General features: G+C 37.7%; 2 protein-coding genes. Both read right to left on the minus strand.

From position 1 onward, the window contains the following. On the minus strand, positions 1-13658 hold a 13658-nt coding region (locus tag Q0075_RS06670), incomplete at its 3' end, for a GEVED domain-containing protein (RefSeq protein ID WP_297868830.1). 486 nt (positions 13659-14144) lie between these two features. Then, positions 14145-14548, minus strand: a 404-nt coding sequence (locus Q0075_RS06675; RefSeq protein WP_297868831.1) for a T9SS type A sorting domain-containing protein, incomplete at its 5' end; no start/stop codon positions are given.

Consider the following 14548-nt stretch of genomic DNA (forward strand, 5'->3'; position numbering starts at 1 on the left):
TATTCATATACAGTAGCTCCTCTACTAACTTCAAATCTATATTGAGTAGCACCAGTAACTAAATCAGCTAAAACATTTGTACTGAATGAAGCAACAGCAACTCCACATTGTGAAGATTGAACTTGTGTTCCACATCCCTCATCTGTTTGTCCATTACAATTGTCATCAATTGAGTTACCACAAATCTCTGTAGCTCCCGGATTAACCGATGCACTTGAATCGTTACAATCCCCGGCACGTGTCGCATAGCCTGATGGAGTGTTTGCTCCATAACATAAAGAAACCGCTTCTCCTGTTCCATATGTATCTGCATCCGCATCCACATAGAAATCTCCTGTATGCCATACATCTGCATTGGTATCATCACAGTCTAAACCATTTGTTGTTGTAGCATAACCTACTGGTGTAGTTGCTCCGTAACAAACTGTTGCTGATCCATTATCATATCCGTCTGCATCCCCATCAACATACAATGTAGCGCTTCTCCAAACTGCTGCATCTTCATCATCACAGTCTGTATTATCTAATGAATACCCCTCTGGTGCTGTTAATTCACATAACATCGCTGTTGTAGTTGAACCATAACCATCACCGTCTGCATCTACATAATACATAACTGCTGTATGAATAGCCGCATTAGAATCGTTACAGTCTGAACCATTAGTTGTGGTTGCATAACCTGCTGGTGTTTCTGCTCCATAACAAACTGTAGCTGATCCATTGTCATAGCCATCTGAATCTGCATCTACATAGAATGTAGCGCTTCTCCAAACTGCTGGTTTAGTATCATTACAATCTGTATTGTTTACTGCATAACCTGCTGGTGTATTAGCTCCATAACATAATGAAACTAATTCTCCTGCTCCGTATGTATCTGCATCTGCATCTACATAGAAACTACCTGTTTGCCATGCTAATGCATTAGCATCATCACAATCCGTATTGTTTAAAGCATAACCTGCTGGTGTAGTAGCTCCATAACATAATGAAACCAATTGACCTACTCCGTATGTATCTGCATCTGCATCTGCATAGAAACTGCCTGTTTGCCATGCTAAAACGTTAGCATCATCACAATCTGTATTGTTTAGAGCATAACCAGCTGGTGTATTAGCTCCATAACATAATGAAACCAATTGACCTGCTCCGTATGTATCTGCATCTGCATCTACATAGAAACTACCTGTTTGCCATACTTGACTGTTGGTATCATCACAATCTGTATTGTTTACAGCATAACCTTCTGGCGCTGTAGCAACACATAATGAAACTGTTGTTGTTGAACCATAACCATCTTGGTCTGCATCTACATAGTAAGTAACTGCTGAATGAATACTAGCTAAAGCATCATTACAATCAGCACCACTTGTTGAAGTTGCATAACCTGCTGGCACTGATGCACCATAACAAACTGTAGCTGAACCATTGTCATAACCATCTTGGTCTGCATCTACATACAATACTGCTGATTGCCATACAAAAGTATCGCTATCATCACAATCTGTATTGTTTGAAGCATAACCTGCTGGCGCTGTAGCTGCACATAAATATGAAGCTGCAGTTGAACCAAATCCATCACCATCAGCATCTACATAGAATAATGCAGTTGCATTAACTGAAGGATTCGCATCATTACAATCTGTATTGTTTGACACATAACCTGTTGGTGCTCCTTGACATGATACTACTGTAGAAGTAGCGTCTCCGAAACCATCACCGTCTGCATCAACATAATATGTAACATTTTGTAATACATTTAAAGTAGTTGTATTATTAACTGTTAATAATTGTGTACAACCTGCACTTTGAATTGCTGTAATAGTTAATGTTTGGTTATTGTTTGCTGCTACTACGTTGATATTGAAACTTGCGTTTCCTGAAGCATCAGCTGTTAAACTTGGTACGTTTACTGTTGCACCAGTACCAATTTTATAACCAAATGAGAATGTACTATTTGCAATTAAACCTGTTAAGTTAATTGTAGCCGTTGATCCTTCACAAACTGCAGCTGCTTGCGCTACTGAAGCTAATGTTGGTTTAGGGTTCACCGTAACTGTAACAGTTGACACATTTGAACATCCATTACTATTTGTAGCTGTAACCGTGTACTGTGTTGTAGTACTTGGTTTAGCATATACCGTACTTGCATGACCTCCTGTGTAAGGTGTAGTCGCTGCTGCATTGGTATATAAATCTGTAGTTGGACTCCAAACTAAAGTACCACCACTAACTCCAAAACGCATATTTGTTCTCGTTGTAGAAGTAGTTCCTGAAGTATTAGTACAAACAGTAGCTGTATTATCTGCTGAATAATATGTTGTCATATTAGTTGAAGTAGTAGATGACTTAACGTTTGCAGAGTTACTAGAAGTTCCTCCTCCATTATTATTGTTGAAACAGAATTCTACTAGTAAACTTGAACTTCCATCCCAAACGAATGAATTATCTAATGGTAAAGTCACAGTAAATGGTGCAGTACCTGATAACACATAATTTGAAGTGTTTTTAACTATTGTTGCACCTGTTTCAAAAGTCGAAGTTAATACAGTAGAAGCTGTATTTTTCATACTCACAGTAAAATTATTATAAGTATATGGACTAGAAAAAGAAGTAATATCCATTCCAAGTGAAGTAATTACAGTTCCATTAGTATAACCTAAAGCTTGTAATTCTGATGCACTATATAAATATTGAACTTTAATTCCTCCCCAATATCCTTTAAATGGAGTACTAGTAGTATTTGAAACTGAACCAGAACCAATTACACCATTTTGAGCTACTGAACTAGATGCGACAGACAATGTTTGAACATTACCCTCACAAATAATTGGTGCAGCAGGTGTGAAAACTGGAGCCGCTGGTTGATCTACTACTAATGTAACCGCACTTGAAGTAACCGAGCTACAAGCTGTAGCACCTGAAACAACTACACGGTATTGAGAACCATTCATAGCTAACTGAGCTCCTGAAACGATTAAAGACGCCTCTGTTGCATCAGCTACTGGTGACCATGAAGTACCATTAGTACTCATTTCCCATTGGTACGCTAAACCTGAACCTGTTGCTGCCACTGTAAATGTTGCAGCACCATCGATACAAACAGTAGCACCTACTGGTTGTGTTGCGATAGCTACTGCTGTATTAACATTCAATGTAGCTGCATTTGAAGTTACTGGACTACATGGTGCAGTTCCAGAAACTATCACTTGGTATTGGTTACCGTTCATTGATGGCGTAATTGCATTAAGTGTTAAAGTAGCACTTGTAGCACCAGCCACATTTGTCCAATCGGTACCATTTGTACTCATTTGCCATTGATAAGCTATGCCTGTTCCTGTAGCTGCTGCTGTAAATGTAGCAGAACCATTAGAACATGCTGTCGTATTTTCTGGCTGTGTAGTAATAGCAACTGCTGTGTTGATAGTCAATGTAGCTGGATTAGAAATCACAGTCTCATTTACCACACAACGGAATTGCCATCCATTATTTACTAAAGCTAAACCAGACAATGATAAAGTAGCAGAAGTAGCGTCAGCATAAATACCACCATTAGTGATATTTGACCAACCTGAACCTTCGTTTACTTGCCATTGATATCCTGTAACCTCACCTGTAGTTGTAACTGAGAAAGTAGCAGTATTTGCTCCTTCGCTACAAGCGGTGAAATTTACTGGGTTTTGTGCAATAGCTGCTGAATTTACTGTTAATGTAGCTACATTACTTGTAACAGTATCACAAGCTGTAGCTCCTGAAACAATTACTTGATATTGAGCACTTGAAGAAACAGATGTTAAACTTAATGTAGCTGCAGTAGCCCCTTCAATATTAGTCCAAGTTGAACCATTATCTGTGCTTACTTGCCATTGATAAGTTAAACCAGTTCCAGTTGCAGTGACAGCGAAATTAACATCTGCTCCTGGTAATACAGAACTATTACCTGGCTGTGATGTAATTGCCACTGCTGTGTTAACCGTAACAACTGCTGTTGATACACTATTAGCACAACCTGCCACACTTACTGTATTTGTAATTGTATATTCTCCTGCTGCAGAAGTAGCTAAATTAATAGCTCCAGTTGTAGCATTGATTGATAATCCTGATGGAGAAGCTGTAAATGTACCTGCAGTACCTGTTACTGTTGGAGTAATAGTAGTAGCTGAAGTACAATAAGCAGCTGCATCATAACTAAAGTTTGATGTTAATTCTTGGTTGATCACTACAGTTGTAGAAGCCGTTTGTGCCTCACAATAAGTAGTTGGTAACATCGTATAAGTAACGGTATATGTTCCTGGTAAAGTTGCCATTACATCAATAGCTCCCGTTACAGGGTCAATACTTAAACCTTCAGAACCTGAGAAAGTACCATTTTGGTATTCGTTAGTTCCTGTTAAAGTAACATTACCGTTTGTAGCTGAACTACAGAAAGGAGTTGCATAACTTAATGAAGCAGTAGGTTTTTGACCTACAGTAGCTACAACAGCTGTTCTAGCAGAAGTACAACCAGCTTCAAAATCAATATTATGAATACCTCTAACCTCTGTAGTAGTAGCTCCCCAACCCCATCCGCTAGTGATGTTAACAGCACTAGAAGTGTATGGATAACTACCTGTAAAATAATACCAAGTAACTCCTGTTTTAGTCATCGTTAATCTATATCCTGCAGCAGCTGTAGCAGCGCTGAAAGTAGAAGGTAACGAAACTTCTACGGCAGTACCTGAAGTAGCATTTGTTACGTTTTCAGTATGAGTTGCAATAGATGTACCTGCTGCATTTCTCAATGTAAAGGTTAATGTACCTGTACCTGTTACATAAACGTATGCTTTTTTAACCGTAACATTTGGTTTAGTTGTAGTAAATACAATACCTGCATCTGATGAAGAAGTTGTATAGAAATTAGCTTCTGACCATTCAGCTGTATCTTGATTCCCTACATTTTCAACTGCACCACCTTTAAATGCTTCTGCATAGAAAGTAGTAGTAGTTGCAATACTTGGTGTAGTGAATGTTGTACCTGTACCTAATGATGCACCGCCTGTTTCAGCAGCATACCAATTGATAGTTGCTGAAGCATTTGCTTCTGCACCTAACGTTACTGTACCTGTTCCACAACGTGCTGCATCTGTAGTAGCTGTAATTGCAGGGTTGTAAACCTCCACAAAAACAGTGTTAGAGTTAGCACTTAAACCACTAGTTGCACAAGTTACTGTACAATAGAAATATGTACCTTCTGTTAACGCTGCTGTTGCTAAAGTAGCTGCTGTTGCATCTGCTACTGGCGTAAAGTCAACGTTATTTGTTGAAGCATACCATTGTAAAGAAATACCTAACACACCACTTGTTTGACCTGTTACAGCTACATTTGTTGCTGCACCTGAACACACATAAGCACTTCCTGCAGTTGCAGTTCCTGCTACTGGTGTACTATCACAAGTAGGAGCTGGTGTAATAGTAATCGTATAGTCTTCGAATGAACCATAAGCACCTGTGTAACATGGTGTTGATGGTCCGGCATCATTATCAGTACCTCCAATTCTCATTCTATGAGCACCTAATGGAGCTGTTAGTGGAATATTGAAACTTCCTGACAATGTAGTAGGATTAGCACTTGTTGATAATCCGAAATACACTTGCTCTCCAGCATCTGTAAAATCACCATTATCATTAAAGTCAATCCAAATTTTAGTACCATACGTATAACCAGTAGCATAAGTAATGCTAAAGTTTACAGTTGATAGTTGAGTTGAAGAAGTACTTTGAGCAGTATAATCACCATAATTTCCAGTTTCAGAACCAGTAGAGTTATTAATATCTCCCAAAGTAACATTAACGATACCTGAACCATCTACTGAAGATGGAGCTGGCGTACAATACCAATTAACCGTTAATAAGGCAGCAGAAGAATTTACTGCACATCCATTATTATCAATTACACAACGGTAGTATTTTGCTCCACCTGTTGCTGTAGAAGCAGAAGTAATCACAGATAATGTAGCTGTATCAGCTCCACTGTAAGTTACACCTGCTGGTAATGTGTCTACATTGGCCCAACCTGTTGTTCCATCAGTTGAGAACTGCCATTGATAAGAAATAGCATCAGTTGCTTCAACCGAGAATGTAGCTGTATTTCCTCTTAACACAGTAGCAGCTATTGGTTGTGAAGTAATAGTAGGATTATTAATAGTTAATGTAGCGACATCTGATGTTGCACTTGAACAATTTGTTGCCCCATTAACCACTACTCTATATTGGTTACCATTCATACTTAAAGTAGGATTAGTTACCGTAAAAGTAGCTGCAGTTGCATTAGCTACATTATTCCATGTTGCACCATTATCTGAACTCATTTGCCATTGATATGACAAATTATCACCAGTTGCTGTAGCTACAAAAGAAGCAGTACCACCATTAACACAAACGGTTTGGTTTGCTGGAGATGCCGTAATTAGCACTGGGTTATTTACAGTTAATGTTGCATTTGTAGTATTAATAAAATCATTAACACGTGCACGGAAAATATATCCCGTATTAGCTAATGTAATGCCCGAAACATTTAAAGTATTTGTTGTTGCACCATCAAATGTTAATCCTGAAGCATCAATACCATTTGTAATAGTAACAAAACCACTACCAGTATTCATTTGCCACTGATAAGTTATTGTTACCGTTTCATCAGTAGATGTTGCAGAAGCAGTAAATGAAGTATTACCTGATTCACAAATAGATACACTATTTGGATTAGATTGAATAGCTACATTGTTTACTTTTAATGCATAAGGTTCAGAAGTAACGTCAGCACAAGGCGTAGTACCTGAAATTACACATTGGAATTGTAAACCTGCATAACTTAAATCAATATTGTTTATTGTTAATGCATTTGTATCAACTCCTTCATAAGTTGCATTAGCTTCTAAAACTTCAAAAGTTTCACCATCATCCGTACTTACCATCCATTGATAAGCAGATATAGAACCAGTTGCAGTAACAGAAATAGTTGAAGAAACACCCGGTAAAACAGACTGTCCCGGAGTTTGATAGGTTATAACAATAGGATTGTTTACAGTAACGGTAACTGTATCAGTAGATTGACATCCATCTGCGCTTGTACCTGTAACAGTATAAGTAGTAGTTACAGTTGGATTAGCGTCAACAGTATTACCTGTTGTAGAAGACAATCCAGTTGCTGGTGACCATACATAAGTATTAGCACCTGAAACAGTTAAAGTTGTTGTATCACCACTACAAATAGTTACACCTTCAGAAGCAACCACTTCTGGTAATGGTAATGGAGTTACTGTTGTAGTACCTTCACTAGTACAATCTCCATTAAATGCTGTAACAATATAAGTTACCTCAGTTGTAGGTTTAACATATACTACATTTACATCTTGACCTGTATATGGAGAAGTAGCGGCAGCATCGGTATACAAGTCCGTAAAGGGATACCAAGATTTTAATATCGAAGGCTGAACTGGTCTTACAAAATTAATAATTGTACCATTTGGAATATTAGCTGTATTTACTGACGTATTTTCTGCAGTAGAAGAAGCTGTTGATGTTCCAATTGGAGAAAGTGGTGTTACGCTCAAGTAATTACCTGATGCACCAGAAATACCTATAGAAGCCGTTGGCGAAGACAATGTTGCACTTGTGCTTCCATAAATAAATCGAATATTACCATTTTCAAATAATTGCGCTTGCATAGAAATGGTCGGGTTAGTTGAACTACCAGCTCCAGCTACGTGCATATTTGTCCATTGAACTGTTAAAACTCTGTTAGGTGCTGTTCCTGTAGTTGCATAAGTTATTGAACCACCTGTGGTATTGTTATCATCCCATAATGGTGCAATTGCATTAGCAGTAGAAGCTAAAGCATTACTAGAAAAACCAGAAATAGTTGCAGATGTATTTCCTAATAACAGTAAACCATTAGAAGAAGCTGCAAAAACAGTCTGAGTTGTTCCATTATATGGGAATGCAAACCCAATAGGTAAGTTACCTACTCCAACATCATCACCAATAGCTGAACTACTCAAAGTAGTACCTGTAATTGCAGAGTAAGTACCTGAAGTACCATTCATAATGTAAGCTGATGGTGTTTGAGGTATAGTTACCGTTCCTCCATTAGCCGTTAATGACATCACACCATCAGTACAAATTGTAGGTGCACCTTGAACTATGGTAATATCACTAGGATATAAATTAATTGTTACTGTTACTGTTGCTGTTGATGTACATCCGTTTGCGTCAGTACCTGTAACAGTATAAGTAGTAGTTTGTGCTGGCTCTGCTCGCACTATAGCTCCAGTTGTAGCAGATAAACCAGTAGCTGGAGACCAAGTGTAAGATATTGCACCACTTGCAGTTAACTCCACCCAATCACCAGAACAAACAGTTACATTTGGAGAAACTGTTGTTATAGCAGGTGTATTAACTACAACAGCTATAGGGTCACTGTAAACTGGAGTTCCAGTTAAACAAGTAACTTTTAAACGATAATAAGTTGTAGCAGTTATCTCTCCAGTTGAAACGTCAGCATAAATTGCTGATGCAACCCCCATACTTACAGGCGAAGTAAATTCAGCGTCTGCTGAAGATTCCCACTCATAAGTAGTACCTACTCCATTCATATAACCCGTTGCTGCAACAGTTGCAGAACCCGAAGTACATAATGAAGCTGGTGTAGCAGTTACTGTACCAGCAACAGCTGGTTCTCCACAATATGAAGTAGAAAACTCATCCGCTCCCATATCTGGGGTAGCAGAACGTGTATCACCATCAAAATCTGTAGTAACTGCCGCAATTGGTGTTCCTATATTATCTAAAGCTGCATTTGTACCTGTTACTAAGTGTAAATCTGTGTTCGACACAAAATTTGGAGCAATAGCAACCGAATTCAAATCTTTAGTGGTAAACGTTCTCCATGATGCTAAATCAGCTACGTTAGCAGAACCATTATAACCTAATCTATAAGTTGTGCTCGTTGTTGTAGCACCAACATAGTTGTTATAATTAATATCTGTAAAGGTAGTACCTGATGTTAAATAGACATTATAAGCAGATGAACCACTAGTTGCAAAAGATTGAACATTTCTAAAAATGTTATTTCTCATATCAATATTAGTAGCCGCTGCTGTAGTCACAAAGTTAGCAGACATACCAGCTGACGAACCCGAAGTTACATTACCATACATGTTTACTGTATTGTTGTAGAATTTCAAGTTTGGAATGGCAGCTCCTACACGAATACCAAAAGCATTAAATGTATTACTTGTGGCACTATAGTTAGCTGTTTCAATATTACTAATCATATTATTGGCAACTAAAGTTCCAGTAGTACCAGTAGCTGATGAGAAGTTAATACCATAAGCACCATAACCTGAAGTTGTAGTATTCTTAATGTTATTAATTCTATTAGAAATCACAGAACCATTAACTACTCCAGCTCCTAAATCAATAGCAGCAATATTAATAGAGGCAGTTGTAACTAACTCTATAATTGAATTACTAGAAATTATTGGGTCGTTAACATAAGTTACTTGAATACCTCTGAAAATAACTCGGTCTGCATTAACAGTAGAACCTACTGTATTACCAGAAATAAGTAATCCATCTTGTGTACTTGTAGAATTATTAAATGCAGTAATTCCGTTATAAACTTTAGTAACCTCATTATTTTGAATTACTAAATTATCATTATTTTCTGCACCTGTAGTAAAAGAAGACGTTGTTGAAGAAACAATTCCATAAATTCCTGACGTTGATCCTGAACCTCCTTTAACTTTTGTATTCTTAACAGTAATGTTGTTAGCACCACTTGTTGCACCTCCTGTACTAGCAATCCATACTACAGAAGAACCAGAAGTACTATTATTAACAATACTTAAATCACGTGATGATGAACCATTATTACTACCATCAATCGTCACATTGTCAGCACCATTAACTTTAATAATTGCTGCCGTTGAAGTCCCTGAAATTGTTGGACTAACTCCTGAAGCAGGTTTAATAGTTAAAGTATAAGCACCTATGTTTGCATTTTGGTTAATAACAATAGGGAATGTTTCTGCTGTTGAGTAAGTAGCATCCGTAAGATTGAATACTACATTGTCAGAAAAACAAATTGCATTGTTGTAAGCGGTAACTGCTGCAGTTATTGTTGCATAGTTTCCACCTGTACCTACTGTGTACGTTCCTCCTAAAATTTGAGAAACATTTAACACAACTGCGTTAGATGTTACAGATGTACAAGGTGCTGTTCCACTAACCACACAGCGGAAAGAATTTCCTGCATATGTAGCAGGAGCATCAACTGTTAGTGTACTTGAAGTTGCACCAACATAATCATTCCATGTTGTTCCATTAGTAGCATATTGCCATTGGTAACCTAAACCTGTACCTGTTGCTGTTACACTAAATGAAGCCGTACTTTCAGTAGAACATTGAGTTACCGCTACAGGTTGAGCTGTAATAGCAACTATTTCATTAACTGTTAATGTTGCTGCATCAGAAGTTACAGCACTACAAGGAGCTGTTCCTGATACTACTACACGGTATTGGTTGTTATTTAAACTAACACTTGGTGTATTGATTGTATAAGCAGCTGAAGTAGCCCCTGTTACATTTGACCAATCTGTACCGTTAGTACTCATTTGCCATTGGTATGACAATCCTGAACCTGTTGCAACACTAGTAAAAGTTACAGAAGCAGCATTAGAACAAACCGTTTGATTAGCTGGTTGTGTTCCAATTGCTACTGCATCAAATACTGTTAAAGAAGCACCATCAGAAATAACATCTCCTCCATTTAAAACGCAACGGTATTGTGTACCTGTGTTAGAAGAAGTTAATCCATTTAATACTAATGATGTAGCGTTAGCGCCTTCTAAATCTGTCCAAGAAGTACCATTTGTACTTACTTGCCACTGGTATGAACTTACTTCACCAGAAGTACCTACCGTAAAAGTAGCACCTGCGTCAGAACAAACTATTTGATTTGTTGGTTGCGCTGTAATACTTACAGATCCTACTGTTAAAGTTACCACATTTGAAGTAGCCGCCGTACAAGGAGCTGTTCCTGAAACCACACATTGGAATTGTTTTCCATTGTCTGCTGAAGAAGCGCCTACTAGTGTGTAGCTAGCATTAGTAGCACCCTCAATATTGTTCCATGTTACTCCATTATCTGTACTTACTTGCCATTGATAAGAAATACCTGTGCCTGTTGCTGTAATTGCATAAGAAGCATCAGCCCCATCTAACACAATTTGATTGTTAGCTTGAGCTGTAATCACAGGAGGATTGTTTACGGTAATTGAAGTAGTTTTTGCTGTAGCACAACCACTAACAGTTACTGTGTAAGTAATTACAGCTGTTCCTTCAGAAACTGCTGTTACTAATCCTGCGCTACTTACTGTTGCAATTGCAGTATTCGAACTTGTCCAAACACCACCAGAGGTAGTATTTGACAACTGAACTGTTCCATCTTTACACAATGATACTTCTCCTCCTACAATATCTTCCAAAACTGGATAAGCATTTACGGTAAAGTTAGTGGCACTAGATCCGGTGCCTTCAGCAGTTGTTACCGCTACTAAACCTGTAGATGCTCCATTTGGCATTGTAAAAGTTAAAGATGTATTTGTGTTAGCTGTAATTGTAGCTGGAGTACCATTAACAGTAACCCCAGTAGCATTAGATAAGTTAGCACCTGTAATAGTAACTGAAGCACCACTGTCTACACATGCAGCCACAGGTGAAAAACTTGTTACTACTGGTGGGGCTGCTACAACTTGGAAGTTATCGATATGAAAATCAATATCCGGAGATGTAGAAGTCGTAGTTGCTAAAAACCCAATTTTGATAATTCCAGAATAACCTGCTAAACTAATGGATTGAGCTGCCCCTGTTGCACTGTAAGTATCTGTACCTGTATAGGTTCTTACTACATTGGCAGGAGACCATGTTACACCATTATCAGTTGAAACTATCACTCTTACGGAATGGCTGCTTAAAGTAGTTTGACTTGTTGTTCCATTATAATTGGTAACCGCCATGTCAAAATTTGCCGTATAATTTCCACCAGCACCTAAATTGATTGATTGAGAAATTAACCAATCGTTTTTAGTACTATACAAATTAATTTTTGCTGCAGCATTTGAACCTGTATTCCCCATACCTGCTACGGTTCCCCATGCACTACTTCCTAAAGTTAATGTCGATCCCAAAGCACCTGTAGCTTCAGACCAACACACTGGAGTATAGGTAGCAAATGTTTGAGTAACTGAAGGAACACTATCAAACCCACAACTTGTAAGTACTGTTTGAGTAGCACTGTAAGCACTACTACAAGTAACTCCAGTGGCTCTCACTCTATAATAATAAGTAGTTGCAGATGATAACCCACTAACCTCATAAGAACCAATACCAGTACCATTGTTTGTAATGGCTAAAGGAAATCCGGGTAGTAAAGTAGTAAAAGTACTACTTGTTGAAACTTCTAATTCATATCCTGCATCAGTTGCAGCACCTGTCCAATTTGCTGTAAAACTTGATGTTGACAACCCAGTGGCAGCAGATGAAACCGGTGTAGGCATACATGTTACTACATTTCCTGTTAAAGGGGTTGTAGTTAAATATACTGGTGGTGTTCCCACACAACCAGAATTGTATGCATAGATATAATAATAATATGATGTGTTAGCTGTTAAGCCCGAATCTGTGAAAGATCCTGTAGCTGTATTAGCAACTACATAAGTCCCTGCTCCTAAAGCTGTTGAACCGACCGTAAGTGCAGTTCCGTCTGTTGGTGCAGTTGGTGCAGTAGCACTTGTACTTCGCACCACCATATAACCCGTAGGAGCTGGCGAAGGCACTGTAAAAGAACCGCTTAATGAAGTGCCCGTTACACTTGAAAACGCTAAAGCCGTAGGCTGCGCTGCTGGTGTTTGACATCCAGCTGCTGCTTGTGCTACGAACTGAACGTAAGGAAGATTATTTCTTCTTGTACCTGTTGGAGGAGAAGCTGGATTAGGATTAGTAGAATCACTTTGATAAGAGATTCCTCTATTAGTTACCCCTGATGTTAATGCCCCCCAATAAACCGAAGAACCATAACTATCTTTGTTTTCATCAACTGCTACTACTAAGTTGCTAGTCCCATCCCAAAGGAAAGGGGTAGCAAACGTAATTTCCATCCAATTTCCTGGAGCTGGAAAAGTAACTGTTCCTGAAAACACTTGAGTTAATGCCGAACTAGGCACCCAATCTGTTGTACTGGAAAAACTAGATTTACTAGTGTTCCCCATGTAAATGGTCCAGTTGTCAAAAGTGGTTGTGGTTGTTGAAGAACCAACAGCACTACCTGATCCTGTACCATTGTAATAAAAGCGCAATTTACTAATTGAGGTTAAACCTGTTCCTCCGGCAGTATTGTACTCGCTGGCGAGATACACCTGTTGGGAATAAGTATAACCATAATTAGAATTGATTGGAATTACAGTACTTCGAGAAGCACCTACTGGCGAACCAGCTCCAATCGACACAGTGGTCTGCGCCTCCATCCCTAAAGCAGCTAACAGTGTCAGCGCTAAAAGGAGGACATTTTTTGCAAACAAAGCTTCAAAAAAGCTTTTCGTTCGCGAAAAATAATTGTTTTCCATAAAGTTAATTGTTTGTTAATAATATATTATTTCAGCATTTACGGCTGCCGATCACCGTTTTTACATCATTTTAAAAAAGAATTAAACAGGTTATTTAATTTTATGGATTTGGGAGCGAAAAAGAATTAAAACCAAAATTTTTATTAAAAAAAATCAAGTTTAGATACTTATTCAAATTAAAAGTAACACTATACTTTATAAGTAAAACCTAAATACTTTTAATTTAAAAAAAAGTACTCATAATTTAAAATTTAAATTAACAATATATTAACTTAAAAAAATAACAAATAAGAACATATTATTACTTAAAAATATATAAAATATTTTTTATAAGTTAAAATAATATAAACTAGAAGAAGAGTTGGTATTATTTTATCAGTTTTTTTCAATAGCTACAATTTTATTCAAAAAAAAGAGGCTGTCATTTGACAGCCTCCTCTTGTTTATAATGAATTTGTATGTGTTATAATCACAATACTTATATCACTACTCTTTTTTAACCATTCTAATGGTTTTCACTTGGTCATCTTGTGCTACAATTACATTGTAAACACCCGGTGCCCATTCAGAGCCTAATTGTAACCCTTCTAATGCTGACGGTTTCACTTCTCTTTCTTCGATTAGTTTTCCTATCATATCAAATACTCGTACATAAACCATAGATGCGCTTGGCGTTTCTAATGTTATATTAAAGTATGCATTGTATGGGTTCGGATATCCCTTAACTGTATAGAATACTTCACTTGGTAAATCCGTAATAACAACTTCTTCTCTTGTTGTTGGTGCTGTACCTGGTAACGTGACGTTACATACTGATCCATAAGAACTCCAAACTCCATTATTCAATAATGCCACTTTTACTCTATAAGATGATCCTGCAACTCCAGTGA

This window comes from uncultured Flavobacterium sp. (genome assembly GCF_937967675.1).
Taxonomy (GTDB): Bacteria; Bacteroidota; Bacteroidia; order Flavobacteriales; family Flavobacteriaceae; genus Flavobacterium.